Origin of the sequence: Actinorhabdospora filicis, assembly GCF_030269765.1 — a bacterium.
Taxonomy (GTDB): domain Bacteria; phylum Actinomycetota; class Actinomycetes; order Mycobacteriales; family Micromonosporaceae; genus Actinorhabdospora; species Actinorhabdospora filicis.
Genome location: NZ_BSTX01000001.1, coordinates 2,595,822 through 2,622,178 on the forward strand (window position 1 = coordinate 2,595,822; position 26,357 = coordinate 2,622,178).

Annotated in this window: 27 protein-coding genes; 8 read left to right on the forward strand and 19 right to left on the reverse strand. The window is 72.0% G+C overall.

Annotated elements, in window-relative coordinates:
• Nucleotides 1-72: 72 nt before the first annotated feature.
• From moaC to QSK10_RS12240, 4 genes are read left to right on the forward strand one after another with little or no spacing between them, the layout of a single operon-like run.
• The gene (gene moaC / locus QSK10_RS12225) at nt 73-552 is read left to right on the forward strand and encodes a cyclic pyranopterin monophosphate synthase MoaC (protein ID WP_285662776.1); all 480 of its coding nucleotides are present in this window, start codon (nt 73-75) and stop codon (nt 550-552) included.
• Nucleotides 549-1,052 carry a MogA/MoaB family molybdenum cofactor biosynthesis protein gene (locus QSK10_RS12230; RefSeq protein ID WP_285662777.1) on the forward strand — a complete coding sequence of 168 codons (504 nt, stop codon included), beginning with the start codon at nt 549-551 and terminating at the stop codon, nt 1,050-1,052. The genes moaC and QSK10_RS12230 overlap by 4 nt, the downstream gene beginning before the upstream one ends.
• Complete coding sequence (locus QSK10_RS12235; protein WP_432705308.1) at nt 1,049-2,236, forward strand: molybdopterin molybdotransferase MoeA; 1,188 nt, start codon at nt 1,049-1,051, stop codon at nt 2,234-2,236. The genes QSK10_RS12230 and QSK10_RS12235 overlap by 4 nt, the downstream gene beginning before the upstream one ends.
• Complete coding sequence (locus tag QSK10_RS12240) at nt 2,233-2,646, forward strand: molybdenum cofactor biosynthesis protein MoaE (protein ID WP_285662778.1); 414 nt, start codon at nt 2,233-2,235, stop codon at nt 2,644-2,646. The genes QSK10_RS12235 and QSK10_RS12240 overlap by 4 nt, the downstream gene beginning before the upstream one ends.
• Here QSK10_RS12240 and QSK10_RS12245 read toward each other — a convergent pair.
• The 14 genes from QSK10_RS12245 to QSK10_RS12310 all read right to left on the reverse strand — a co-directional run bounded on the left by QSK10_RS12245 (nt 2,643) and on the right by QSK10_RS12310 (nt 16,502).
• A complete protein-coding gene (locus QSK10_RS12245; RefSeq protein ID WP_285662779.1) occupies nt 2,643-3,038 on the reverse strand; it encodes a hypothetical protein in 396 nt (131 codons plus the stop codon). The two genes, QSK10_RS12240 and QSK10_RS12245, sit on opposite strands and share 4 nt — an antisense overlap.
• Nucleotides 3,039-3,159: 121 nt before the next feature.
• A complete protein-coding gene (locus tag QSK10_RS12250) occupies nt 3,160-4,377 on the reverse strand; it encodes a hypothetical protein (RefSeq protein WP_285662780.1) in 1,218 nt (405 codons plus the stop codon).
• A complete protein-coding gene (locus tag QSK10_RS12255) occupies nt 4,358-4,744 on the reverse strand; it encodes a hypothetical protein (RefSeq protein ID WP_285662781.1) in 387 nt (128 codons plus the stop codon). The genes QSK10_RS12250 and QSK10_RS12255 overlap by 20 nt, the downstream gene beginning before the upstream one ends.
• 66 nt (nt 4,745-4,810) lie before the next feature.
• The gene (locus QSK10_RS12260) at nt 4,811-5,947 is read right to left on the reverse strand and encodes a S8 family serine peptidase (RefSeq protein ID WP_285662966.1); all 1,137 of its coding nucleotides are present in this window, start codon (nt 5,945-5,947) and stop codon (nt 4,811-4,813) included.
• Nucleotides 5,948-5,983: 36 nt separating this feature from the next.
• Entirely contained in the window at nt 5,984-6,358 is a 375-nt protein-coding gene (locus QSK10_RS12265; RefSeq protein ID WP_285662782.1) for a hypothetical protein, read from the reverse strand.
• 9 nt (nt 6,359-6,367) lie between these two features.
• A complete protein-coding gene (locus QSK10_RS12270; protein ID WP_285662783.1) occupies nt 6,368-7,117 on the reverse strand; it encodes a GNAT family N-acetyltransferase in 750 nt (249 codons plus the stop codon).
• 21 nt (nt 7,118-7,138) lie between these two features.
• Entirely contained in the window at nt 7,139-8,482 is a 1,344-nt protein-coding gene (locus QSK10_RS12275) for an outer membrane protein assembly factor BamB family protein (RefSeq protein WP_285662784.1), read from the reverse strand.
• A gap of 9 nt (nt 8,483-8,491) precedes the next feature.
• On the reverse strand, nt 8,492-9,793 hold the full coding sequence (locus tag QSK10_RS12280) for a PQQ-binding-like beta-propeller repeat protein (RefSeq protein ID WP_285662785.1): 1,302 nt from the start codon (nt 9,791-9,793) through the stop codon (nt 8,492-8,494).
• A 52-nt stretch (nt 9,794-9,845) separates the two neighbouring features.
• Nucleotides 9,846-10,991, reverse strand: a complete 1,146-nt coding sequence (locus tag QSK10_RS12285) for a PQQ-binding-like beta-propeller repeat protein (protein WP_285662786.1) — start codon at nt 10,989-10,991, stop codon at nt 9,846-9,848.
• A 16-nt stretch (nt 10,992-11,007) separates the two neighbouring features.
• Nucleotides 11,008-12,393, reverse strand: a complete 1,386-nt coding sequence (locus QSK10_RS12290; RefSeq protein ID WP_285662787.1) for an outer membrane protein assembly factor BamB family protein — start codon at nt 12,391-12,393, stop codon at nt 11,008-11,010.
• Nucleotides 12,394-12,449: 56 nt separating this feature from the next.
• Nucleotides 12,450-13,445 carry an inorganic phosphate transporter gene (locus tag QSK10_RS12295; RefSeq protein ID WP_432705324.1) on the reverse strand — a complete coding sequence of 332 codons (996 nt, stop codon included), beginning with the start codon at nt 13,443-13,445 and terminating at the stop codon, nt 12,450-12,452.
• Nucleotides 13,446-13,459: 14 nt separating this feature from the next.
• Nucleotides 13,460-14,086 (reverse strand): DUF47 domain-containing protein, encoded by a 627-nt coding sequence (locus QSK10_RS12300; protein ID WP_285662789.1) that lies wholly within the window; start codon nt 14,084-14,086, stop codon nt 13,460-13,462.
• A gap of 134 nt (nt 14,087-14,220) precedes the next feature.
• Nucleotides 14,221-16,056 (reverse strand): ATP-dependent DNA helicase, encoded by a 1,836-nt coding sequence (locus QSK10_RS12305; protein WP_285662967.1) that lies wholly within the window; start codon nt 16,054-16,056, stop codon nt 14,221-14,223.
• A gap of 242 nt (nt 16,057-16,298) precedes the next feature.
• Nucleotides 16,299-16,502, reverse strand: a complete 204-nt coding sequence (locus tag QSK10_RS12310; protein WP_285662790.1) for a hypothetical protein — start codon at nt 16,500-16,502, stop codon at nt 16,299-16,301.
• A gap of 779 nt (nt 16,503-17,281) precedes the next feature.
• Between QSK10_RS12310 and QSK10_RS12315 the strand changes: the two genes are divergently transcribed.
• On the forward strand, nt 17,282-17,521 hold the full coding sequence (locus QSK10_RS12315; protein WP_285662791.1) for a hypothetical protein: 240 nt from the start codon (nt 17,282-17,284) through the stop codon (nt 17,519-17,521).
• On the opposite strand, the gene QSK10_RS12320 is transcribed toward QSK10_RS12315, so the two are convergent.
• Entirely contained in the window at nt 17,468-18,403 is a 936-nt protein-coding gene (locus tag QSK10_RS12320; RefSeq protein WP_285662792.1) for an ROK family protein, read from the reverse strand. The genes QSK10_RS12315 and QSK10_RS12320 overlap by 54 nt on opposite strands.
• On the reverse strand, nt 18,400-19,914 hold the full coding sequence (locus tag QSK10_RS12325) for an ROK family protein (RefSeq protein WP_285662793.1): 1,515 nt from the start codon (nt 19,912-19,914) through the stop codon (nt 18,400-18,402). Before QSK10_RS12325 ends, QSK10_RS12320 begins: the two co-directional genes overlap by 4 nt.
• A 90-nt stretch (nt 19,915-20,004) precedes the next feature.
• Here QSK10_RS12325 and QSK10_RS12330 point away from each other — a divergent pair, with 90 nt between their 5' ends.
• Nucleotides 20,005-20,709 carry a hypothetical protein gene (locus QSK10_RS12330; RefSeq protein WP_285662794.1) on the forward strand — a complete coding sequence of 235 codons (705 nt, stop codon included), beginning with the start codon at nt 20,005-20,007 and terminating at the stop codon, nt 20,707-20,709.
• Here QSK10_RS12330 and QSK10_RS12335 read toward each other — a convergent pair.
• From QSK10_RS12335 to QSK10_RS12345, 3 genes are all read right to left on the reverse strand, one after another.
• Nucleotides 20,654-20,974 (reverse strand): hypothetical protein, encoded by a 321-nt coding sequence (locus tag QSK10_RS12335; protein ID WP_285662795.1) that lies wholly within the window; start codon nt 20,972-20,974, stop codon nt 20,654-20,656. The genes QSK10_RS12330 and QSK10_RS12335 overlap by 56 nt on opposite strands.
• A 140-nt stretch (nt 20,975-21,114) precedes the next feature.
• Nucleotides 21,115-21,726: a LuxR C-terminal-related transcriptional regulator gene (locus tag QSK10_RS12340; protein ID WP_285662968.1), complete on the reverse strand. Its 612-nt coding sequence runs from the start codon at nt 21,724-21,726 to the stop codon at nt 21,115-21,117.
• 23 nt (nt 21,727-21,749) lie between these two features.
• Nucleotides 21,750-22,973 (reverse strand): sensor histidine kinase, encoded by a 1,224-nt coding sequence (locus QSK10_RS12345; protein ID WP_285662969.1) that lies wholly within the window; start codon nt 22,971-22,973, stop codon nt 21,750-21,752.
• Between the two features lie 135 nt (nt 22,974-23,108).
• Between QSK10_RS12345 and QSK10_RS12350 the strand changes: the two genes are divergently transcribed.
• Together QSK10_RS12350 and QSK10_RS12355 are read left to right on the forward strand one after the other, a co-directional pair.
• A complete protein-coding gene (locus QSK10_RS12350; protein WP_285662796.1) occupies nt 23,109-23,927 on the forward strand; it encodes an ABC transporter ATP-binding protein in 819 nt (272 codons plus the stop codon).
• Complete coding sequence (locus QSK10_RS12355; protein WP_285662797.1) at nt 23,927-26,317, forward strand: ABC transporter permease; 2,391 nt, start codon at nt 23,927-23,929, stop codon at nt 26,315-26,317. The genes QSK10_RS12350 and QSK10_RS12355 overlap by 1 nt, the downstream gene beginning before the upstream one ends.
• The last annotated feature ends 40 nt before the right edge of the window (nt 26,318-26,357 follow it).

Sequence of the window (26,357 nt, forward strand, 5' to 3'; positions counted from 1 at the left end):
CTGCGCCCGGCGCGCCCGTCCCGCAACCCCGTCGCCGTCCCGCGCGTCACACGCGGCGACTACCCTCGCAGGGTGAGCACCCAGAAGCTGACGCACGTCGACGCCACCGGCGCGGCGCGCATGGTCGACGTCACCGGCAAGGACGTGACCGCCCGCGAAGCCCGCGCGGCCGGTGTCGTGCGCACCACCGCCGAGGTGGTGTCGCTGCTCGCCGAGGGCGCGCTGCCCAAGGGGGACGCGCTCGGGGTCGCCCGCGTCGCGGGCATCATGGGCGCCAAGCGCACCCCGGACCTGATCCCGCTGTGCCACCCGATCGCGCTGCACGGTGTCCAGGTGGCGCTGGAACCGGCCGGGGACCGCGTGACCATCACCGTCACCGCCCGTACCGCCGACCGGACCGGCGTGGAGATGGAGGCGCTGACCGCGGTCGCCGCCGCCGGGCTCACCCTCATCGACATGATCAAGGCCGTCGACCCTTCGGCCACATTGGACGATGTGCGCGTCCTGTCGAAGAAGGGCGGCAAGACCGGCGACTGGGAGCGCGACCGGTGAGCCGCTCCGCCGTGGTCATCGTGGCCTCCAACCGGGCCGCCGCGGGCGTCTATGCCGACGAGACCGGCCCCCTGCTGGTGGAGTTCCTGCGGTCCCTGGGCTTCACCGTGCCCGACCCGCGGGTCGTCCCCGACGGCGAGCCGGTCCACGAGGCGCTCACCGCCGCCATCGCGTCCAATGTGGACGTCGTACTGACCACCGGCGGCACCGGGCTCACACCCACCGACCGGACCCCGGAGATGACCCGGCGCGTTCTGGACCGCGAGATCCCCGGCATCGCCGAGGCCCTGCGCGCCTACGGCCACCCGAAGGTCCCCACGGCCATCCTGTCACGCGGCCTGGCGGGAACGGCGGGGGCGACCCTCATCGTCAACCTGCCCGGCTCCCGGGGCGGCGTGAAGGACGGCATCGCCGTCCTGGAGCCGGTTCTGGCGCACGCCGTCGATCAGATCCGGGGCGGGGACCATCCCGCCGCCGCCCACACCAAGGAGTCCCCGTGACCGACACGCCCATCGACTGGGCGGCCGCCCGCCGCACCGTCTACGAGGCCGGACTCGCCGCCAAGCTGCTGCCCGTCCGCTACCCCATCGCCCAGGCCGACGGCGCCACCCTCGCCGAACCCCTCCGCACCCTCACCCCGCTGCCCGCGTTCCGGACGTCCAGTGTGGACGGCTACGCCGTCCGCGGCACCGGCCCCTGGCGGCTGGCCGGGCGCGTCCTGGCCGGCGGCGAGGCCGGTGACATCCGCGAGGGCACCGCCATCGAGATCGCCACCGGGGCGATGGTCCCCGATGGCACCGAGCGCATCATCCGCGTCGAGCACTCCACCGTCCTCAATGGACTCGTCGACTGCGAGAGCCTGCCCACCACTAACGCCGACATCCGCGAGATCGGCGAGGAGGCCGCCCTCGGCGAGGAGCTCCTCCCCGAAGGCCACCGCATCACCCCCGGCGTCATCGGGCTCGCCGCCTCCTGCGGCCACGACCTCATCTCCGTACGTCCCAAGCCCCGCGCGGCCCTGCTCATCTTCGGCGACGAGCTCGCCGTCACCGGACCCCCCGGGCACGGCCGCGTCCGCGACGCGCTGGGCCCATCGCTCCCCTCGATGCTCTCCCACGCCGGCGCCGACCCCATCCCCGGCTTCCGCCCCCGCGGCCCCATCGACGACACCCTCGAAGCCCACGTGTCGGCCCTCCGCGCGGCCCTCGACGACGCCGACATCGTCTGCACCACCGGCGGAACCATGCGCGGCCCCGTCGACCACCTCCACCCCGCGCTCGCCGAGCTCGGGGCGTCCTATGTGGTCAACACCGTCGCCGTCCGCCCCGGCTTCCCCATGCTCGTCGCCGGTCTCCCCGGCGGCCGCTTCGTGGTCGGCCTCCCCGGCAACCCCCAGTCCTCGATCGTGGCGGTGGTGTCCCTCGTTCTCCCGCTCCTCGCCGGACTGGCCGGACGCGAGTTCCCCACCACGTCCACAGTGGAGCTCGCCGCCGACGTCCCCGGCCGCGGCGACTACACCCACCTCGCCCTCGTCCGCCTCGTGGCCGGACGCGCCGAACCCCTCCCGCACGCCGGATCGGCGATGCTGCGCGGCCTCGCCGCCGCCGACGGCTTCGCGATCATCCCCCCCGGCCGCTCCGGCACCGCCGGGACTCACGTCGGCTTCGTCCGGATCCCCGCATGATCCACGCCCGCGTCACCACCGACCCCCTCTCGGTGACCGAACACGAGAACCTCGTCGCCTCCCCCACCGCCGGAGCCGTCGTGTCCTTCGCCGGAGTCGTCCGCGACCACGACGGCGGCCGCGACGTGACGTCCCTTGTGTACGAAGCCCACCCCACCGCCTCCGACGTCATCGCCGAAGTCGCCGCCGACATCGCCGCCCTCCCCGGCATCGTGAGCGTGGCGGTGTCCCACCGCGTCGGGCCACTGTCCATCGGCGACGCCGCCCTCGTCGCCGCGGTGTCGTCGCCCCACCGCGCGGAGGCCTTCGCGGCCTGCGCGTCCCTTGTGGACGAAGTGAAGAAGCGGATTCCCGTGTGGAAGCACCAGCACTTCACCGACGGCACCGACGAGTGGGTGAACTCGGCCTAGTCGTCGGCGGCGACGACCAGCGTCAACCGCCCGTTCGCGTGGTCGATGAGCACCAGCTCGTGGAACCGCGTGTGGATGCCGCCGAAGTCGTGCCAGTCGTCGCGGCCCAGATTCCGCAGGTGATACACCGCCCCCGCACCGCCCAGCGGGCCCATGAGCTCACGGTCGAGCGCCGCCACCAGCGTCTCCGGCAACGGGCCCAACTCCCGCGCCCACGCCCAGATCAGCGCGGCGGCGTCCCGGTGGCCGACCGGCTCGAACGCGTCAGCGGTGACCCGCGCCAGCTCGTACGGGCCGTGGACCGTGACCTCCGGCCGCGCGTCGTCCCCCAGGTAGGTGTCGCGGTACTGCACGTGCCGCGTCAACGCGGTGAGCAGCTCCCGATCGTCCATTGTGGGCTCGCTGACGCAGAGGTCCTTGAAGTCGACCCACCGAAAGCCATGGTCGTCGAAAGCGTGATCACGGAAATTGAGGAAGCGGCTCGCCTCGAACTCCAGAGGCGAGCCGCTCGTGCTACTTGCGTCCAATCGCCGGACCCGCGTCCCTGCGCCGGATCCGAGCCGGCCGTGCTGGTCGCACGACCTCGGCGACGCCGTCCAGCGCAATGCCCTCGAAGAGCTCATCGGTCTCCGGGCCCTCGCGGGTGAGCAGCTCCTCGCGCTCCTCGTCACGCGGCCGCGCCTTGCCCGCGGCCGCGTTCGGATTGCGGATGACCCCCCGCTCGGGCCGAGGCGCGGCACCGGCCCTGGCACCGGCCCCGGGCTGTGAAACGCCGGGCCGCTGCCCGTAGACGGACGGGACCGAGCGGCCCGCCGGGGCGAAACCCCGCTGGCCGGGGAGGAGCGGAGCGGTGCCCCGCGGCCCGAAGGCGCCGGGCCCACCCGCCGGGAACAACACCGGGGATGGGGCGGGCGCCGTCCCGACCGGCGGCGTGACCGGCCCCGGCCCACCGATCACGGGCGGTGTGGTCCCGGGGAGGGTGGGAGTCGGCGTCGGGAACTCCGTCACCGGCCCAGGCCCTGGGGTCGGGGTGGGTGATGGCGTGTTGGGTGAGGAGGTGACGGGCGCGTGGGACGAGCCTGGGCTCGATGGGCTGCCATGCGAAGTGCCGGTGGATCCTGGATCCAGGATCGGCTTCACACGCGTGTCGGGGTCCTTGCCGTAAACAGGACCGGAGTACTCACCGGGCTTGTGCATCGAGGTGTACCAGGCTTGTTTCGCCTCGATCGACATCGTGGTCATGTGCGTCCGCATCTGCGACGCGTACGATTCTTTCGCCGCCTGGTATCCGGGAGTCCCATCGACGCTGTAGCCGTCGAAGAGGTGCGGGTTCCTTTGGAACTGGCCTTCGAGGTGCTTCCACTCACCGTGGATGCGGTCAACCTGCTTCTTCGCCACCTCGACCGCATCGGCAATACGGTCGAGAGCCGACGCGGTGCCCTCGGCGGACAGCAGACTACGACGAAACGAGTCCCTCATCAGCGTGGCTTCGGAGTCGAGTATCTTGCTGCCCTGGGAAACCCAGGCGTCAAGAGCGTTCTCCACGTGCCCGTCCATGCCGGAACCGTGAGTCTCGGCGAGTTTCACCAGCTCCCGGTAGGCGCCTGCTTGCTTACGCCACATCGGGATCTGGCCATGATCGATCGTGATCAGCGAGACCATGGCCTCTAGGCCGACATCCGAGAAGGTGTCGTCACCGCCGCTCGTGCCCTCAAAGAGGTCGTTTGCCACTGCCCTCCCCCTCTGTGAAGTACTGGGCCGCATCAGTCAGACGACCGGCAGATTCGGCATCAGCCGCACTGAAATCCTCGGCCACGGAGGCGAGCACGTTCGAGATCGCGACCATGCCACGATCTAGGCCCTCGAACATGGTGAGCATCTCGAAGCGCAGCTCATCGTGATAGTCACCGATAGGCGTACGGCCGTAGATGCAACCGTTCTTCCGGCCATCCATCGCAGCATCGACATCGGTTGTTCCCTCGACGAGTTGATCTCGCAGCTCATCGAAGCGAGGTCTGAATTGCAGCTGCTGGTCTCCCAGAATCCGTCCAGCGACATAGCGAAGCATCGCTGGATCTGCGCGCAGGGTATCGCTCATTGATCTTCCTCCCCCAGGTCGGGCACCTTGGGCACTTCTAAGGCCATCATGCCCGACCTGTCAACCTCAGGAAGCGCGGGACCTTCGGCGTTTCATAACCAGCACCAACACGATGACTCCACCCAGAACGAGCGCCCCAGTTCCAGCAGCGATCAGTGGCCAGTTCATCCCGCTGTCCGCGTCAGACGTCAGCACTCGTGACTCGTCTGATGTGTCGATGGGGTCAGTGGCAGGGTGGTAGGGGCGAGCAGGGTCAACCGGATCCACGCTCTCGGTCAACGCGCGAACGACGTTAACCAGACCCCAACCGTAGTCACTGTCCCGCCCCGGTTCACCCTTGTCGTCGGCAGTGCGCGCCAGCCGCATAGCCATGTCGTCTGGCGAGATGTCCGGCCAGTGAGCCTTCATCAGGGCGAAGACGCCTGCCACGATCGCAGCCGACTTCGAGGTGCCACTGATGTCGCTATAGCCGCCATCTCTCCAGGCGGAGACCACCTTCTCGGAAGGCGCTGCCACCCTGATTAGTGGATCGCTTCGAGCAGCCGAGGAGTGCACACCGTCCTTGGTCGTACCACCGATGACATTGACCTCGGGATATGTCCCAGGCGCACCAAGGCCAGTGTCATCAGGAAGGTTTCCTGACGACGAAACCAGCGGGATACCCTTTTGCTTCGCTTCCTTGATAAGTGAATGCTCACTCGTGTCGGGAGTTCCACCGCTGTAGGCCAGCAGGATGACATCCGCCCCACTGTCGATCAGCCACCGCAGCCCCTTGTTCAACTCCCCCTGGTCGTACTTCTCCGTCCCCTCCGGCCAAGCCCCGTAACTCAAGATCTTCGCCCCCGGCGCCACCCCCAGCACACCATCCCCACCCCCCACCCCATGCCCGCGCCCGGCGATCAGCGAAGCCATCCCCGTCCCGTGCCCGACGTAGTCCTTCTGCCCATCCCCCGCCGGGCTGTACGAGTCCTTCCCCCCCACGACCTGCCCCACCAGGTCCGGGTGGGTTCCATCCACGCCCGTGTCGAGGATGCCGACGGTGACGCCTTCGCCGGTCGCGATCGCGTGGGCTTCCTTCAGGCGGAGGGCGTTGATCATCCACTCCGAGTCGCGGATCTGGTCCGCCCATGCGGTGCCTGGAACCACGAGTGCCCCCAGTGCGACCGCCGAAACACTTACCGTCCCCAGCCAGCGACGCATCATCACCAGGGCACCATAAGGGCCGGGTGGGGCGAAATGCTAGTCCCGGCGGCGTTCGCGGCGGATCGAGTAGAGGTTGAGCCCGACGAGGACGACGAGGGCCACGCCTCCGATGGCTCCGGCGGTCCAGAGGGGGCTGAGGTTCGCCCAGGCGCCGGACGCGTTGCCGCGCACCGAGAGGACATCACCGGGTTTGGCGTCGCCGGCGCCGACGATGGGGCCGTCCATGGGGTCGCCGTTGGCGAGGGTCCAGTTGCCGTGGCAGATGCGCTCGAAGCGGCCCGCGCAGAACGTCACGGTCGCCTCGGTGGGGTCGGTCGCGGCCGCGCGGGCGGCCGGGAAGAGGGCCACGAACGCGGCGACGAGCGCGAGGCCCCACACGAGGCGGCGCATGTCTGGTGGAATGCTGCGCATCCCCACAGCCTAGAGAAGGTCGTGGACGACCCAGACGTTCGGCTCCACGTACACGGCGTGGCCGTGCTCCACGTCGCAGTGCACGGGCAGCAGCGCGAAGGGCACCTCCACGGGCCCGGACGCGTCGAACGGCAGCCCGGTCCAGGTCCGCCACTGCTCCAGCGAGCCGGGGAAGGTCTGGGATGCGGGGGCCACGCGCACGATGCGGCCGCCCGCGCGGACGTGGACGCGCAGCCACGCGTCGGCGGGCAGGCCGTCCTCGCGGACGCGGAAGGCGTACTCCGACATGGGCGTGCGCGGCTCCAGGTGCTTGCCGTTGGGCCGGACGGGCGCGACGAGCTCGGTGAAGCCCTTCGCCTTGGCGTTGTCGCGCAGGGCCGCCAGGAGGATCCCGGACAGGCCCTTGCCCTGGTGGGCGGCGTGGACGCTGATCTCCACGGCGCTCACCGAGTCCGGCTCGACGCCCTTGCGCAGGTCGCTGGCGGCCCACATGAGCACCTGGTCCCAGCCGTTGTCGGGGTACTGCTCGCGGCCGGGGAGGGCGCGGGAGAAGGGGAACGAGTAGCCGTGCCCGATGATCTCGCCGGACTCGTCATCGGTGGCCACCACCGCGAAGTCGCGGTGCGCGGCACCAAGGACCCCGAAGAACGACCAGGCGATCGGGTCGTGGTCCATGAACTCCGGCCACGAGTCCGGCATGTTCCAGACGTCGTCGATCAGCTCGGGACGTTCGGCGAGGGTCGTGACGGTGATGCCCATGCGGGCAGGCTAGTTGATCAACTAGCGCCTGGCGAGCTCATAAAACTCCACGCCGAAGCTGCCCGACATCGACAGGTACGAGGACGTGATCAGCCCGCCGTCGGAGTAGCCGACCACGCCGCCGTGCCCGCCGAAGCCGCCCGCGGCACCCGTGGCGAGGTCGACGATCCACACGCGGTGGACGTCGCCGAGCATCGCGTCCAGCACGAACCGGCCGTCGCCGGTGACCCACTTGACCAGCCCCAGCTCGCCCCGCCCGAGGTGCGCCGTCCACGCCGGGCCGGACGCGCGCGTCGCCTGGAGCGCCGGTTCGCGCGCGTCGAGGCGGACCACGGTCCCGCCGCCCACGCCGAGCGCGGGCATCGCGGTGTCGGCGGCGACGATGACCTTTTCCACCGCGCCGGACGCCGGGTCGACCAGCTGGAACTCGGCCGGCCCGGGCGCCTTGTACAGGGGCGCGTCCAGCAGCAGCCCGTCGGCGAGGACCGGCGTCGTCCACGTCGGGTCCAGCAGCGCCGCCCGCCACAGACGCACGCCCGTGGTGGGATCGACGCCCCGCACGGCGCTCTTGTCGGTGACGTCGAGGAGCCGCTCGCCGAGCACCGCGTACTGGGCGGTGGCGGGACCCGTCCAGCTCCACACGTGCCCGTCGGCGAGGTCGACCACCCGCGTCGAGGCGCCCTGCGTGAAGACCGCCCACGTGCGCTCGGGGACCAGCGGGACCGGCGGATAGAGGTTCTCGCCGACATCGGCGCGCGACTGGCGTCCGGTGTCGACGACATCGGGGACGGCGTTGACCACGGCCCCCGGCAGGTCCACCCGCCACGCGCGCACACCGTCGGAGAGCCCGTACCCGGCCAGCTCGCAGCCACCACCGGGCGCGCACGTCATCTTCGTGACGACCCGCGAGCCGACGAAGGTCTCACCCGGCGGCAGCTGGTAGCGCACGACACCGGTGACCAGGTCGAGGACGTCGGTGCGCCCGGTGCGCCCGATCAGGACGCGCTCGCCGGTGACGCGGACGCCCCGCGCGGCCGCCTCGGGCGAACTCAGCAGCTCGTCGGCGCTCAGCCGCACCTGCCAGCGGCGCTCGCCGGTGGCCCGGTCGAAGCCGAAGACGCCCCGCTTGGTGGTGACCAGGACGGTGGACCCGCGCGCCTCGGCGTGCACGGGGGCGCCGAGTTCGAGCCCGGTGTCGGCGGCCCACACCGGCTGCGGCTCGACGATGAGCGCGGTCGGCGCGGGCCGGGTCATGACGTAGATCGCGATGGACGCGGCCAGCAGCACGATCGCGGTGAGCGCGGCCGGTAACGAACGCCGTCGCGGCTCTTCCTCGGGCGCCGCTACGTCGAGGTCGATGTGCATGGACCGAGCCTAGGCCCCGTAGGCCACGACCGCCCCGTCCCGCTGGACGATCAGCGCGCCGTCGGAGTAGCCGAGCAGGGAGTCACCGGCGTACTCGCGGTGGACGCCGGTGGCGAGGTCGATGACGACGATGCGCTGGCCGTAGCCGTAGTGGTAGCTGACGGCTAGCTTGTGCCCGTCGGTGAGGTGCCCGTCGAACTGGGAGATGCCGAGGTCGGTGATCCAGCCCGGGCCGCCGTCGAGGCGGGCTCCGGTGAAGCGCATGCCCTCGGCGCGCACCAGAACGCCCTGGCCCAGCGCGACGGGATCGCCCGCGCCGGCGGGGAAGTCGGTCGCCTCGCCGTCGTCGAGGTCGAAGAGGCGGCCGTCGGCGGTGTCCAGCAGCCTGCCGTCGGTGACGATGGGCACGAGCAGGTCGGCGTAGGCGAAGTCGATCGGCTGCCGCCACTTCCCGCAGACCACCTCGTACCCGTCGACGGTCACGACCTGACCGGCGACGATCCACAGGGTGGAGAACTCGCTGTACGCCATCGGCCTGAGCGTCCCGGTGTTCAGGTCCACGACGTACTGGCTCCGGGTCCCCTGCGCCTGAACGACGGCGATGGTGGACGCGTCGGGCTCGACCTCGGAGATGGCCGGCCGGTCGTGGCCGACGCCGTTCTCGAACTGCCAGTTCGCCACGACACCGGTGGGCAGGACGATGAAGCCGTCCGGAATGTCCCGGCTCCACCGTTCGGCACCGGTGTGCAGGTCCAGAACCTTCATGTGCTGCGTACCGGGCCATCCCCCCGTCTTCAGCACGACGCCGGCGGCGGTGACCGCGCCCTCGGAGGTCTCTCCGTCGAGCCCGGGGATCCGGTAGAGCGACCGGCCGGTCCGCAGGTTCAGCGCCTCCACCGGAACGGTCCCCGACCCGGTCACGGTGGTGGATTCCACGCCCCAGAACAAGACGTCGTCCACGACGTCGATCCACGGCGCGTCGGCCCCGCCGGTGGCCACCGTCCACACCTGGGCGCCCGAGACCGCGTCGTAGACGGCGATCCCCTCGCGTGCGGTGACGATCACCAGCCCGTCCACCGCCCGCGCCCGGAACAGCGCGCCCAGCTCGGCGGGCTTCACCGTCCACCGCGGCACCGGATCGGCGAAGTACGCCTGGATCTGCGGCACCTTCAGCGCCCAGTTGATCGCCGCCGCCCCCAGCGCCAGCGCGATGAACACCGCGACGGCGGGCAGCCAGCGGCGGCGCGGCTCCGGCGCCTCGGGCGTCGGCGGCGCCGAGAGGTCGCCGAGTTCGATCTCGGTTGTGGACATGCGCGGATCGTAGAGCGCCCTGTCACTCACGCGCCTGCCCGAAAGGGTCGTCTCACCAGCCGATACGGGCGCGCAGCTGGCCGTCCGGCGTCACGGTCAGCACCAGGCCGCCCTCGACGGCGACCGGGTTCTCGCCGGGCAGCTCCCAGGTCTCCCCGTTCAGGACGTTCACCGCCCAGGACTTCGTGCCGTCGCCGACCAGCACCGTGCCGTCCCCGGCGACGGCGCGCAGCTCACCGGAGCCGCTCCCGAGATCCACCGTCCACGCCCGCGAGCCGCCGACGTTGCCGGTGAGGGTGCGCCCGGACGCCGCCACCGCCACCCCGTCCAGCGCGGTCAGCAGCTTCTCCCCGGAGGGCAGCGGGTAGACCGCCCCGGTGGCCAGGTCGAGGACCCGCGAGCCGTCGTCGTCATGGAGGAGACCGCCCACGCCGCCGCAGTCCGACCAGGTGGCCCGCCACATCTCCGCGCCGGTGGCCGGGTCGAGGCGCTTGAACACGCCCGGCTCACCGAGGTCGAAGAGCACGCCCTGGCAGAAGCGGGGCTGGATGACCGGGGCCCACGCGGGTGAGGCGCCGGTGTTGAGGTCGACGGGCGTCGGCGCGCAGCCCGTGAACACCGCCGTCGACGTGCCCGCCCACGGCAGCAGCGAGTTCTCCGTCCCGCACACCTTCCCCGACCACAGCTCCGAACCGTCGGCGAGCCCGTAGGCGACCACGTCGCAGGACTGCCCGGCGCAGCGCACGAACGCCAGGGCCTTGTCGGTGACGACCTCCTGGAGCGAGGCGCCGTCGTCCCAGCCGCGCCGCAACCCGAAGCCGTCCTCGCCGGTGGCCATGTCGACCACCCGCCACTGCCCGGACCGGTTCTCGTCGTCGATCTGCCCGAGCACCAGGCGCGTCCCGGCGAGCACGCGCGTGGTGTGCCCGGCGGCGAAGGGGACGCTGCGCCGCGCCACCCCGCTCACCTTGTCCAGGTACTCCACCGTCGACCCGGTGAACACCGCGACGGTCGCGCCCGCCACGTGCGCTTCGAGCGGGACGGAGACGTCGGAGACGCGCGCCGTCCACAGCGGATCGGCGGCCGCGCGCGAGGGCTCCGAGCGCAGGGTCAGCGAGCCGATGAACACCACCACGGCCGCCAGGACGACCAGGAGGAGGACGAGTAATCTGCGGCGGGCGCGCGCGGTGTCAGTCATGCCCGCATGCTACGGCTCAGCGGGTCCGCCGCAGGGACACCAGGTCACCGGCGGCGGTGATCAGGACACCGTCGGCGAGCCCGATCGGCATCGAGCCGTCGCGGAAGCCGCCGACGGCGCCGGTGGCGACGTTCACCGTCCACACGCGACGGCCCTCGGCGGGGCGGCGGCCGGTCATGCCGCCGATCACCAGCAGCCCGTCCTGGACGGCGTAGCGCTCGACGATGACCGCGCCGTCGACGAGCGCGGCGGTCCAGCGCTCGGCGCCGCTCGCGCGGTCGGTGGCGCGCAGGGTCCCGGCGTCGCGGTCGATGTCGACGAGGACGCCGCGGTCGGCCACGAGCATGTCACCGGCGCCGACGGGGTGGGTCTCGCCGGTGGCGAGGTCGACGAGGTCCTCGACGTGGGAGGCGCCGGCGGTGTTGTACTCGTCGACGAGGAGCCCGTCGGCGAAGCCGATGCCCTCGGAGCGGGAGCGGCCGCCGTAGTCGCCGTGCACGGCGGTGTCCCAGAGAGTGGCGCCGGTGGCGGGGTCGAGGCGGGCGAGGCGTCCACCGGCGCCCGACAGCAGCGCGTCGCCGACGATGAACAGGTTCACCATCGGCCGGTTCCAGCCGCCCAGGACGGTGCCGCCGGCCAGGTCGATGACGGAGTGGGCGCCGTCGGCGCCCTCCACCAGCGCGATGCCCCGGCCGGGGTCGACGGGGATCGTGGGGAAGTCGTTGGCCGCGTCGAGGCGGCGGCCGGTCTGGCGCAGCCCGTCGACGGTCTCGGGCAGGTAGACGGTGGTCGCGCCGGGCGTCTCGTGCCGCCAGGCGAGCTCGCCGGTGGCCAGTTCGTAGCCCTCCAGGACGCAGCCGGTGTCGCCCTCCCACACGCAGTCGGCGACGGCGAGGACGTCCCCGACGAGGCTCATCCAGGCCGCCTCCTGGGGGCGGTGGGCGCGTTCCAGGTGGTAGCGGGTGACGCCGCTGGCGAGGTCGATGACCTCCACGTCGAGGGAGAAGGTGACGCCCCGGTCCCAGATGACCACGCCGTCGCGGACGGAGATGTTCTGCTCGACGTACCAGATGCCCAGGCCATTGAGCTCGTTCACGTCCCAGGTCCGGCGCCACAGCTCGCCGCCGGTGGCGCGGTCGAGGGCGGCCATGCCGTTGTGCGCGGCGACCAGGACGACGGGCCCGGACACGCGCGCGACGAGCGCCTCGCCGAGTTCGGGGTCCAGGGACGCCGTCCACGCCGGGGCCGGGTCGACGACGGTGGCGGGCGGGCCCGGCAGGTTCGCCGCGTAGGTGATCGCCGAGGCCGCCAGCAGCGCGGTGACGGCGAGCGCGGCCAGCAGCGGGCGTGCGCTTAACCGGGGCGGGAGGGCCTCGGGGGCGTCCAGGTCGATGACGGCCATGCCGGAAGCATACGGCGGGGGCGGCCCCGAAGGACCGCCCCCGCTCGGTGCCGGGTCTATCGGAAGAGGGGGTTCACCAGGAAGTACACCCCGGCGGCGACCAGGGCCGCGGCGGGGAACGTGAGCACCCAGGCGATGACGATGTTGCCCGCGACGCCCCAGCGGACGGCGTTCTTGCCCTTGGTCGCGCCCACGCCCATGATCGCCGAGGTGATCGTGTGGGTGGTCGAGATGGGGGCGCCGAAGGCGAGCGCGTTGGCGTAGAGGACGCCGGAGGCGACCGTCTCGGCGGCGAAGCCCTCGGGCGGGCCGAGGTGGATGACGCGGCGTCCGAGGGTGCGGATGATGCGCCAGCCACCGGCGTAGGTGCCCAGGGCGAGCACGCCGGCGGAGGTGAAGAACACCCACTGCGGGATGTGCTCGGTGTTGTCCTGGTAGCCGCCGACGAACAGGGCCAGGACCACGATGCCCATGGTCTTGGCGGCGTCCTGCATGCCGTGTCCGACGGCCATGCCGGCCGCCGAGACGGACTGGGCGATGCGGAAGCCGCGGTTGAGTTTGGCGGGGTTCTTGCGGCGGAAGATCCACATGATGGCGATCATCACGAAGTAGCCGAGGATGAAGCCGAGGACGGGGGAGGCGACCATCGGGATGATGACCTTCTCCAGGATCCCGCCCCACAGGACGGTGCCGCCGCCGACGAGGGTCGCGCCGACCAGGCCGCCGAACAGTGCGTGCGAGGACGACGACGGGAGCCCGAACCACCAGGTGATGAGGTTCCAGGCGATGGCGCCCATGACGCCGGCCAGGATGATGGAGAGACTGTGCTTGACCGGCGGCAGGTCCACGATGCCGCTGCCGACGGTCTTGGCGACCTTCGCGCCCAGGTGGGCGCCGACGAAGTTGCCGACCGCGGCCAGGCCGAGGGCGATGCGCGGGGTCAGTGCGCGCGTCGAGACCGACGTCGCGATGGCGTTCGCCGCGTCGTGGAACCCGTTGGTGTAATCGAAGGCCATCGCGGCGATGATCACCGCGATGACTCCGATCAGCATGGCGTCCACGGGTGCTAAGACTCCTTGACCGCGATGGTCTCGATGGTGTTGGCCACGTGCTCGAAGGCGTCGCAGGCGGCTTCGAGTTCGTCGGCGACCTCCTTCATCTTGAGCACGGTGAGGGCGTCGTACTCGCCGGAGAAGAGCCGGACGAGCAGCATCCGGTAGGCGCGGTCGCCGTCGTTCTCCAGGCGGTTGACCTCGACCCAGTAGTCCTTGAGGTCCTTCATGCCCTTCAGGCGCGGCATGGCGTCGGCGGTGAGCCGGGCCTGCGCGTTCAGCACGTCGAAGAGGTCGATCATCTCGCGCGGCGGCGCGGGCAGCTCGGACAGGCCGTAGAGGTACACCAGGTTCCCGGCGGCCTCGATGTGGTCCAGGACGTCGTCGAGCTGGGAGCCGAGGGCGTACATGTCCTCGCGGTCCAGCGGCGTGACGAAGGTCGAGTTGATCTTGTTGTACAGATCGTGGGTGAGCTGGTCATTGTCGTGTTCGACCTCGACCAGGCGCTCGGAGACCGACTGGGTGTCGGTGCCGGGGACCGCCAGCTCGGAGAGGATCTCCATGCCGCGCACCAGGTTCTGGCCCGCCCGGGTGAAGAACTGGTAGAACGCGTCGTCTTGCGGACGCAGCGAGAATCGCACCTCGTACCTCGATGGCTATGAGAACTACAGATGAACGCGCACGGTTGCGCAGTCACCATACCCGGAGGTGGATCACCCGACTCGGCGCAACCGCACAAGTCCACCCAGTGTCCCCTACCGGACTGGAAGGTTTCTCATGAAGCCGCCTTGAGCCGGGACAAAGCGCCCGCCACCTTCTCCTTGTCGGTGGTGTACCAGAGCGGGGGCAGGGATTCGCGCAGGTAACGGCCGTAGGAGCGGGCGGTCTCCAGGCGCGGGTCGAGGACGGCGACCACGCCCTTGTCGTCCACGCTGCGGATGAGGCGCCCGACGCCCTGGGCGAGGCGGATCGCGGCGTACGGGACGCTCACCTGCGCGAAGCCCGAGCCGCCGGAGTTGTCGGCGGCGGCGCTGCGGGCGGCGGTGAGCGGCTCGTCGGGACGCGGGAACGGCAGCCGGTCGACGACCACGAGCTGGCAGGAGTCGCCGGGCACGTCCACGCCCTGCCAGAGGCTCATGACGCCCAGTAGGCACGTCTCGGGTTCGGCGCGGAAGCGGCGGACCAGCGGTGCCAGCGACTCCTCGCCCTGGAGCAGGATCGGCAGATCGGTGCGCTCGCGCAGGACCTCGGCGGCGCGCTCGGCGGCCTTCCGCGAGGAGAACAGCCCGAGCGTGCGCCCACCGAGGGCGGTGACCAGGCGCACCAGCTCGTCGGCGGCGGCCTCCGACAGGCCCGACATGCCCGGCTTCGGCAGGTGCGAGGCGACGTAGAGGATGCCCTGCTTGCGGTACTCGAAGGGCGAGCCGACGTCGAGGGTGTCGTAGTCGCCCTCGTCGAGGCCGAGGGAACGCGCGGCGGAGTCGAACTTGCCGCCCAGGGTCAGGGTCGCCGAGGTCGCCACGACCGTGCGCTCGGCGAACAGCTCCTGCCCGAGGATGCCCGCCACCGACAGCGGCGCGACGGTGAGCTGCCTGCGGCGTCCCTCGCCGTCGCCCCAGATGACGTCGTGCTCGGACTCCAGGAGGAAGCGCTGGACGACGTCGCGCAGGTCGGTGACACCGGTCTTGGCCTGCTGCTTGGTGACCGATTCCTCGTCCTTGCCGACGGTGATCTCGCTCGCGCCCTCGCGGCAGGCGCCCTCCAGCAGCGTCAGCGCCTCGCGCATCGCGGCCGGGATCTGCGTGAGGCGTCCCGGCGGCAGGTTCATCAGCGCGGCGTCGAAGGCCGCCCCGGCGTCGGCGAACTTCTCCTTCACCTCGCGCGAGACGAAGGACCCCGCCCGGCGCATGACCCGCTCGATACCGGCCACGGTGACCTCGGCCTGCGCGGCCCCGGTGGCCCGGTCGGCCAGCTCGTGGGCCTCGTCGACGATCAGCAGGTCGTGCTCGGGGAGGACCTTGCGGCCATTGAGGAGGTCGATGGACAGCAGCGAGTGGTTGGTGACGACGATGTCGGCCTCACGGGCCTGGCCGCGGGCCTTCTCGGCGAAGCAGATGTCGCCCTGCGCGCACTTCATCGCCCCCGGGCACTCGCGCGCCGAGACCGACACCCCGCGCCACACCACGTCCGGGACGCCCGGGTCCAGCTCGTCGCGGTCGCCGGTCTCGGTGTCGTTGGCCCAGTCGTGCAGGCGCGTGACGTGCTTCTCCATCTTGCTGGCCTGCCCCAGCCACGAACCCCCGTCGAGGGTGTCCTGCTCGTCCTCGGCTTCGGGCGAGGCGAGCTTGGCGGCGCACAGGTAGTGGTGGCGGCCCTTCAGGACCGCGAACGACGGTCGCCGCCCCAGCACCCCCTCGGTGGCGTCGGCCAGGCGCGGCAGGTCGGTGTCCACGAGCTGCGCCTGGAGCGCCAGCGTCGCGGTGGACACCACGACGGGCCGGTCGGAGAGGAGCGAGGGCACGAGGTAGCCGATGGACTTGCCGGTGCCGGTGCCCGCCTGCACGAGGAGGTGGCTGCCGGTCTCACGCGCGCGGTCGATGGCGGCGGCCATCTGCTGCTGCCCGGGGCGGACCTGGCCACCCGGGACGGCCGCGATGGCGGCGTCCAGCAGCGCGTTCACCCGTTCGTTCGTCGGTTCGGCTGTCTCGTCGCTTTGAGGGGTCTCCCCGAGTTCTCCACCGGCCACCCGGGCGACGCTACCGGGCGGGTCCGACAAAAGGGTTCGGGGGTGGGACGCGCCCGGGTGGTGGACGCGTCCCGCTCCGGCGCGCCCCCGCGCGGGCCGGAGGTGGGTCAGACGCAGCGCATGCTGGTGCGCGAGCACTTACAGGTGAGCTTGCCGTTGACGATGGTCCAGCCGCACTCGATCCAGTAGTTGTTCGAGCTGCACATGCTCATGTCGGTGCAGATGTCCCGCGTGCCGATCTGCGCGGCGGCGGTGGACTCGGGAACGAGACGGCGGACGAGGCGGTCGGCGAGGTTCGTGATGAGTCGCATGACTCTCCTTTCACGTGAGCCGCGCCATCCGGGCGGATGGGATGGAACTGAGATGGAAGGGACGACGCGGTCGGGCCGACCCTAACCTCGCGGAGATCGACTGCGCTGTCCCTTATGGACAAAGCGGGGGAATCGGGTCGCCCCCGCTGGGAGAGTGAGGCGTGCCCGAAGACTTCACCCACGCCGGAACAGCCCCGTGACCACGACGCAACCGCATGCCGAGGCACGAGCACGACCACCGCCGGGAGAGAGGTGTCTTGATCGCGTGTCCATGAACGACGCGCGCGTGCGGCGGCGCAACCAACCCCCACAACCACGACGCAACCGTGTGCCGAAAAACGAAGCCCTCCTCCGGCTCGGGAGAAGTGTTTTGACTTCCGGGGTCCAGGGGACGGAGTTCCCTGGTCTGGTCCAGGGCGAAGCGCCTGGTCGGGTGCAGGGCGAAGCGCCTGCGCTCTCGCACCAACAGCCCGCAACCGGCCGGGACACCGCAGGAGCCACCCACCCGAAGTGAACCCACCCCGATCTCAGGGTCCCCCGGGTGTCTTCCCCCATGGCCCCAACGGTTCCCCGCCCCTGGCGTCGATGATCATGCCCCCTCGCCCCTACGCCTTCCTCGTCTTCACCTTCGCCCTGGCGGTCCCGTTCTGGGCGGCCGGTTTCCTCATCGACACCTCTTCCCTCCCGATCGACCTGCCGGTCAGCGCCCTCCAGGCCGTAGCGCCTACACCGAGGAGATCGGCTCGCCTCGGACCCACCCGCCGATGTGGACGGTGGGCATGGTGCTGACCAGCACCGCTCTGCGCGTGGTGATGATGCGCGTGCACCTGGCCACCGGCGCGGTCCTGGCGGCGGTGGTCCTGCACGACATGGTCAACGTCGCCGAGTTCGCCTACCCGGCCGGCGGTTCGCACTTCGACCCGCTCATCGCCGGGGCCGTCACCATCGCCTTGGCGGCGGCCCTGTCACTCCAGCGCCAGCAGCGCCGCCCCGATCCATCCCGCGTCGTTGCCCAGTGAGGCGGGCTCGATGACCGGTGGCGTCCGGTGGGCGCGCGCGAAGACGCGCTCCTCGAAGGACGCCCGGACCGGCCCGAGCAGCGGCTCGCCCGCGTCGGCGACGCCGCCGCCGATGACCACGCGGTCGACGTCGAGGACGGTGACCAGCCCGGCCAGGCCGATGCCGAGCCAGGCGCCGATGACGCCGTAGAGCCCGATCGCGGTGGCGTCCCCGGCGGCGGCCGCGTCGGCGACCGTGCGTCCGGTGACGCCGCCGGGCCCGGCGAGCGCGGCCAGCAGCCCGTCCGGTGCTTCCAGGGCGGCCTCGCGGCCGAGGCGGCCGAGGGCCGTCCCGGAGGCCAGGGACTCCAGGCAGCCGATGAGCCCGCAGCCGCACACGGCGGTCCCGTGCGGATCGACGGGCAGGTGCCCGATCTCCCCGGCGATGCCGGTCGCGCCGCGGTGCAGCCGCCCGTCGAGGACGAGGCCACCGCCGACGCCGGTTCCGACGGTGACGAACAGCAGGTGGCCCGAGCGCGGGTTGAGCGCGTGCTCGGCCCAGCCGGCGGTGTTGCCGTCGTTGTCGACGACCGCCGTCAGGCCGGTCTCCTTCTCCAGCAGCGCCCGCAGCGGCAGGTCCCGGTAGGCGTTGTTGGGTGCCCACCGGATGCGGCCCTCGGGCCAGTCGACCATTCCGGCGGCGCCCACGCCGACGGCGGTGACGCCCGGGTGCGCCTCGCGCAGGGCGGCGACGGCGGTCAGCAGCGCCGACACGGTCGCGTCGGTGTCCCCGGCGGGGGAGACCACGGGCGGGAGGACGGCGACGATCTCGCCGGTGGCGGTGATGACGCCGCCGGAGATCTTGGTGCCGCCCACGTCGAGGCCGATCGCGAGGCCGCTCATACCCGGCTCACCGCCTCGGCGGGGATCTCGACCCCGGTGGTCTGCACGTGGTGGATGAGGCAGGCCGCGGCGGCCAGGGCCCCTTGGACGGCGTCGCGTTTCTCCACCACGAAGTGGCATTCGTCGGCGCTGTTGGAGAAGCAGCCGTCGCGGATGGCCGCGCGCAGCCCGTGCAGGTAGCTCCAGCGGGCGGTGCCCTCGTGCAGTTTCGGGTCGTCCTGGGAGAGGTAGAAGTCGCGGGGCGCGCCGATCAGGTCCGGCGGGCCGGACAGGACGATCACGCGCGGGTTGAGCAGGTTGATCAGCCCGGCGATGGCCCGGCCGAGCGCGCCGCCGGCCTGTTCGAGGACCTCGCGGACGACCGGGTGTCCCGGTTCGCGCAGGGCCGCCTCGTACCCGCCCGGGTAGTCGCGCGCACGCAGCTCCAGGTCGATGGCGGTGGGCGTGGCCGCGCGTTCCACGCAGAGCGGGTTGCCGCAGCGGCAGGCGGAGTCCTCGCGCGCCGAGGTCCCGGCCACCGGCAGGTGCCCGAGTTCGCCGGCCATGCCGCCGCCCCCGCGGTAGAGGCGCCCGTCCAGGACCAGGCCGCAGCCGACGCCCATGCGGGTCAGCAGGACCACGGCGAAGTCGGGCGTGCCGGGCCCGGCGAAGAGGTTCTTGTACAGCGCCAGCGCGTTGGCGTCGTTCTCCAGCACCACCGGCAGCCGCAGGACGGCCTTGAGGCGCTCGGCGAAGGGGAAGCCGTGCCAGTTGAAGCGCAGGTTGGAGGTGTAGACCACGCGGCCCTCGTGCAGGTGCCCGCCGAACTCCACGCCGACCCCGAGCAGCCGCTCGGCCGGTCCCAGGCGCGCCGACAGCTCGTCGACGAGCCGCACGATCTGGTCCAGGACGTGGCTGCGGTCCAGTTCCTCCTCCGGCAGCGGGTAGGTGACCTCTTCCCCTATGGGCCGCTCGGCGAAGACGTCGGTGAGCACGCCGACGATGCGCCTGCGCCCGTCGCGCCCGTCGCCGATGATGCGGACGCCGATCGCGCGGTCGTTGCTCAGCACGCCCCCGGCGCGGCGCGGCCGGGCGGCGACCGGCGCCTCGGGCCGCAGGAACGCCGCGACGTGGTCGTCGACGAGGCTCTCCACCCAGGTCCGGTCCACCGGCAGGAACACCGCCTCGGCGACCTTGCCGCTGGTCACCAGCAGCGGCCGCCCGTCGGCGACGGCGCCGTCCAGGCGCTCACCGCCGAAGTCGCGGATGCCGATGCTGGCGTGGCCGGACGCCTCGCCCGTGCCCGGGACGAACTCGCGCGCCGCCTCGCCGGAGGCCAGCTCGGCCTCGGCGGCGTCGAGGGTCGCGGCGAGCCGGTCGTCGGGTCTGGACAGGCGCCGCAGGACGCGTTCGGTGAGGGGGAGCAGGACGCCGATGAGCACATTGTTCCGGGTGACTCCGACGGCCTCGTCGGAATGGCGGAGACTTTTGATCTTCTCGGCGTTGACGTAGCGGACGTTGATCTTTTCCATCGCCACCCCTGACGCGAAGCGGAAAGGGTCAAGGTAACACGTTGACAACCGTTGTCAACGACCATAGCCTGGACCGGCGAGGTGAATCGCATGATCGATGAGTCGGATTTCCGCCCGCGCCAGCTCGACGCCGTCCGATCGGCCGCGAAATGGCTGGTCACGGTCTCGGCCGCGCTCGTCGGCGCATTGGCGGCCGGTCTCCCACTGAGTGGGATATCTCAGCTCTCCTGGAATTCCTGGCGCATTTACGTGGCCCTGGGCGCGGTATTGATCGTCTTATCCGCCGGGCTCGCGGTGATCAGATCCGCCTCGGCCGTGCTCGCCCACGAATGGCTCACCCTCGCCGGGCTGCGGGGCAACGCGACCGGTTTCGTCGACGAGCGCGTCCACGCCGTGCCGCTGGTGCGGCGGATCGCGCAGCGGGTGGCCTTCTCCGCCCAGGAGATCTACGGCCACGAGGCCACCGGCATCGGCGACCTGCACCGGCGCCTGCGCCAGGCGCACGAGGCGATCCTCGACCCGGCGACCCCGGACGCCGAGCGCGCCGCGGCCCGGGAGCGCTCGGCGGCGTTGCGGGAGGTCGCCCGCGCCACCGTCGAGGCGGCCAACTACTACGCGACCATGGCGCTGTTCCGGCGGATGCGGCGGTGGCTGCTGGCGGCGGTGCCCGCCGTGGTCATCGGCGTGGCGGCCTTCGCCTACGCGGCCAACCCGCCGAAGGCGGCCGAGCCCGTCGAGGTCAGGATCGTGAACCCCACGCCGACACCTGCCGCCACAGGCGCTCCGCCGAGGTGATGATCTCGGCGACCATGATCCCCGACTCCATCTCGTAGTGCCGGGCCTCGGGCTCCTTCAGCTCGCGGAAGACCACGTGGTGCCCGTCGGCCAGGTGCGCCTCGCGGAATTCGCGCCGGTCGGGTGAGCGGTGGTATCCGGCCAGCGGCGTGGTGATCGAGCACAGGAACGCGGTGAGGGAATCGGCGGTTTCGGCGTCGTCCATCTCGATGATCCGATCACGCACGGCGTCCGTCACCAGAACCGTCTTGGAAAGGCGGTACATCGGGCCCCCGTTCCGGGCTTCGGGGTCGTGTCGTTGGAGCGACCTTAGCTCGGTGGGTGAATAGATCACTAATTCCGGGCGATTTCCACCGGGGAATCAATTCCCGCACAGAAAAGGAACCCCGATTCGCACTGTGCGATTCAGCGGCCCCGCAAATACGCCAGCACCGCCAGGACCCGCCGGTGGTCGTTTTCGGCCATGCCCAGTTCCAGCTTGGCGAATATCGCCCGGATGTGCTTGCCGACGGCCGCCTCGGTCACGAACAGCTCGCGCGCGATCGCCGCGTTCGAGCGGCCCTCGGCCATGCGCTCCAGCACCTCCCGCTCGCGGGGCGTCAGCCGCGAGACGGGGTCGCGGCGCAGCGCCAGGAGCTGCCGGACCACGTGCGGGTCGACCACCGTCCCGCCACCGGCCACACGCTCCAGGGCCTCGGCGAACTCGTGCACGTCGCCGACGCGGTCCTTGAGCATGTAGCCCACGCCGTCCCCGCCGCCGGAGTCGAGCAGCTCGGCGGCGTAGGTCTGCTCCACGTACAGCGAGAGCACGAAGACGGGCAGCCCCGGGAACTCACCGCGCAGCTCCAGGGCCGCGCGCAGCCCCTCGTCGGTGAACGAGGGCGGCATGCGGACGTCGGTGAGCACCAGGTCCGGGCGCGTGGCGCGCACCGCCGCGATGAGCTCGCCGGGCGTGCCGACCGAGGCGGTGACCTCGTGCCCGAAGCGGTGCAGGAGGGCGGTGATGCCCTCGCGCATCAGGACCTCGTCCTCGGCCAGGATCACTCGCACGGCAGCTCCACCCGCAACACGGTCGGTCCCCCGAGGGGGCTGGCGATCATCAGTGTGCCGTCATGGACGGCGGTGCGGTCGGCCAGCCCGGTGAGTCCGGTGCCGCGCGCGGGATCGGCGCCGCCGTGCCCGTCGTCGCGGATCTCCATCCACAGCCGCCCGTCCTCCACGCGCCCGCGCACCCCCGCGTGGGTGGCGCCGGAGTGCTTGCCGACGTTGGCCAGGGCCTCCGAGACGATGAAGTAGGCGGTCAGCTCCAGCGGCGCGGGCAGGCGCGGCAGGTCCAGGTCGACGTCGACGGGGACCGGCCCACGCCCGGCGATGTCGCGGACGGCGGCGGCCAGCCCCCGGTCGGAGAGCACCTTCGGGTGGATGCCGCGGATGAGCTCGCGGACGTCGTCGAGCGCGGCCCGCGCCTGCGTGAGCGCCTCGTCCACGCCCTCGCGCGCGGGCCCGTCCACGTCGAGCTTGAGCAGCCCGAGGCGCATGATCAGCGCGGTGAGGCGCTGCTGCGCGCCGTCGTGGAGGTCCCGCTCGATACGGCTGCGCTCCAGCTCGAAGAGGTCGACCAGGCGCGCCCGGGAGGCGGTGACGGCGATGAGCCGGTCGCCGAGCTCGTCGTCCCGGGGCGCCAGCACGGCCCGGGTCAGCGCCGCCCGCGCGCCGGCCCACGCGGCCAGCACGTACATCGAGCACACCGCCAGCCCCAGCCCGAACGGGACGCTGACCAGCAGCAGGAGCCCGCCGTTGACGTCGTCGTAGGCGCCCAGGATCGCCACCTGCACCGGCACGTAGACCGCCAGCCCGATGACGCCCAGGTCGACCCAGCACAGCACGAGCAGCGACATCGCGGTGAAGGCCAGCTCGCGCCAGGTCGCCGGTTCCCGGAACCGGGTCGCCAGCCACGAGCGGTACCCGGGTTCGGCGGGTCGCCGGTGCGGCGTCTCGATGGGGTCGAGGTCGACCAGGCGCAGGCGCCAGCGCTCGAAGCCGCCGACGAGGACGCCGGAGAAGGCCATCGCGGCCAGGATCACCAGTCCCAGCAGCGCCACCGTCAGCAGGACTCCGGCGGCGGCCAGCGCGGCGGCCACCAGCGCGGTCGCGCCGCCGATGACCCCGCCGGACAGCAGGTACAGCGCCGACCGCCACGGCCACGACGAGCGGAGGAACTCCGAGGGCCGCCGCGTCATCGCCTGGAGCGGGTTGCGCACCATCACGCGCTCAAGGCTAAGGCGCAGGTGGGACGGCGCCGGTAGGGCTGGCCATACCTTCTTCCGTACGGTCTTCCGCACCACGGTTCTATGGCTCGCACCAATGTCCCGGCGCGCCGATCCGGGTTGGCTGGGGGCATGACCACGACGACGCATCCATCCGGCCTGCGCGACGCCGTCCAGCTCTGGGCGGTGGCCAAGACCTACGGCTCCGGCGAGCAGGCGGTGGCCGCCCTCGACCGGGTGACCCTCGCGTTCCCGCGCGGCTCGTTCACCGCGATCATGGGCCCCTCGGGTTCGGGCAAGTCGACGCTGCTGCAGTGCGCGGCCGGGCTCGACCGGCCCGGCGACGGGCAGGTCCTCATCGGCGAGACCGAGCTGTCGCGGCTGACCGAGAAGCAGCTGACGCTGCTGCGGCGGGAGCGCATCGGCTTCGTGTTCCAGGCCTTCAACCTGATGACCGCGCTGACCGCCGCGCAGAACGTGGCCCTGCCCCTGCGCCTGGCCGGCCGCCGGATCGAGCCGGGACGCGTGGAGGCCGCGCTGGACGCCGTCGGCCTGCGCGACCGCGCCGGGCACCGTCCGGGCGAGCTGTCGGGCGGGCAGCAGCAGCGGGTGGCGATCGCCCGCGCGCTGGTGGCCGACCCGGAAGTGATCTTCGCCGACGAGCCGACCGGCGCGCTCGACACCAACACCTCCCGCGAGGTCCTGGGCCTGCTGCGGCGGGTCGTGGACGCCCACCGGCAGACGGTCATCATGGTCACCCACGACCCCGTGGCCGCCGCCTACGCCGACCGGGTCGTGTACCTGGCCGACGGGCGCATCGCCGACGAGTACCTGGCCGACCGCCGCGACCACGGCGAGCGCGCGCAGGTCATCGCCGCGCGCATGGCGCACCTGGAAGCGGCCCCACCCGCGCCCGCCGCCGCGCCGGTTCGCGTGAAGGGAGCCTGGTAGTGCACACCTGGGCCACCATCCGCACCCGCTGGACGAGCTTCCTGGGGACCTTCGCCGCGCTGGCCTTCGGCGTCGCGATCGTGACCGCCTCGCTGCTCGTGCACGCCTCGGCCGCTCCCGCGGTGCCCGAGCGCTACGCGGCCACCGGCGTCATCGTGCACGGCGTGGACGCCGAGCGCCCCGGCAATGACGTGGGCGTGGTCATCCCGATCCCGTGGTCGCCGCAGCGCACCGCCGAACTCCAGAAGTCGCTCGCGGCGATCCCGGGCGTGAAGCAGGTCGTGGCCGACCTCGCCTTCTACGCGCAGGCGGTCGTGGACGGCGAACCCGCCGGGGACGTCCGCGACGAGCCGCAGGGCCACGGCTGGTCCTCGACGCTGCTGGGCGGCTACACCCTCGACGACGGCCGCGCCCCGGCCGCGCCGGGCGAGATCGTCGTCCCCGCCGGGCTGGGCGTGCGGACCGGGACGGACTTGACGGTCCTCCAGGCGTCCGGGCCGGTCACCTACAAGGTCGTGGGCGTGCTCGACGGCCCCGGCTACTACCTCACCGACGCCGAGGCCGCCAAACTCGCCGACGGGGTGGGCGTCTTCGGGCTGCTCACCGAGGATCCGTCCAGCGTGGACGCCGCCGCGACGGCGATCGTGACCGACGGCGCGGCCCTGTCCGGCGACGAGCGGGCGGGCTTCGAGCCCGAGTCGCACCTGCGCACCCGCTGGCTGGGCACGCAGCTGCTGACCGCCATGACGCTGCTGTCGGCGTTCTCGGCGGTGTTCGTGGTCGCCTCGACCTTCGCCTTCGGGGTGGCGCAGCGCCGCCGCGAGCTGGGCCTGCTGCGGACCGTGGGCGCCACGCCCGGGCAGGTCCGGCGGATGCTGTTCGGCGAGGCCCTCGGCGTGGGCGCGATCTCGGCGGGCGCGGGCGTCGTCCTCGGGCTGGCGCTGGCGCCGGTCCTGGGCGACCTGCTGGTCAAGGCTCAGCTGGAGCCGCCGGACTTCGCCATCCGCGTGGTGGCCTGGCCGCTGCTGGTGGCCGGGCTGACCGGCATGGCCGTGGCGTTCCTGGGCGTGTGGTCGGCGTCCCGGCGCGCGGCGCGGGTCCGGCCGATGGAGGCCCTGCGCGAGGCGGCGGCCGAGAACCGCCCGATGACGAAGGGCCGGTGGATCCTGGGCGGCCTCGCCCTGGCCGGCGGGCTCGGCTTCGTCCTGCTGGCCACCGGCGCCGAGAGCGAGGACCTGCTGACCTTCACCATGTTCGGCGCGATGGGCCTCATCGTGGGCCTGACGCTGTGGGCGCCGCTGGTGATCCCGCCGGTGGTGCGGCTGGTCACCTGGCCCTTCGCCCGGACGCGCGGCGCGACCGCCGTCGTGGTCCGCGAATCGGCGCTGATCGCCGTCCGCCGGGTGGCCTCCACGGCCGCGCCGGTGCTGGTCACCGTCGGGTTCGTGGCCCTGCTGGCGGGCATGATGTCGACCATGAAGGGCGCGATGACCACCGATCTCGCGCAGGAGTTCCCCGCGTCGGTCGTGGTCGAACCCGACGGCACGCCCGGCCTGACCGACGCGGCCGTGTCGGCGCTGCCGGGCGAGGTCCAGCCGATCATGATGGTCGACGTCTACTCCGGAACCATGGAGGAAAACGTCACCGGCCTCCCCGGCCTGGCGCCCGGGACCCTGTTCATCGCCGCGCCCTACATGGAAACGCTCGGGCTCAAGGACGGCGACACGCTGCCCCTGGTGTTCCCCGACGGCGAGACCCTCGCGCTGCCGGTGAAGGCCTCGCAGCCCGACGACAAGACCATGTACCCGTCCACGGTCACCATGGCCCGCGAGACCCTCCGCGAGCACGCGCCCAACGCGCTCACCGAGCACGTCTACCTCAACGCCACCACCGTCGCCGAGGCCTCCGCCGCCACCGGGCCCGGCGCGATCGCCCTGGACCGCGAGGGCGCCGCCGCCTTCGCCGACCAGCGCGAATGGGAACTGCTGCGGGTGTTCATGCTGGTGCTGATCATCATGTCGATCGGCTACACCGCCCTGGCCATCGCCAACACGCTGATCATGGCCAACGCCGACCGGCTGCGCGACTTCGCCGTCCTGCGCCTGTCGGGAGCCGCCGACGGGCAGGTCCTCAAGGTCGTCGCGATCGAGACGGTCATCGTGGTGACCGTCGGCACCGCCCTCGGCCTGGGCGTCGCGCTCGCCGCGCTGGAGGGCGTCCGCCGCGGCCTGGAGTCCACCGTCGACGCGGCGGTGAGCATGGCCGTCCCGTGGGACTACGTCGGCCTGGTCATCGGCTCGGCGCTGGTGCTCGCGCTGGGCGCGAGCCTGGTGACCGCGCGGGCGGCGCTGCGACGCTCGGCGATGAGCATGGCGGGGGTGAAGGAGTAGGGGTGAGGGGGTGAGGGGGTGAGGCGGGACCGGGTGAGCC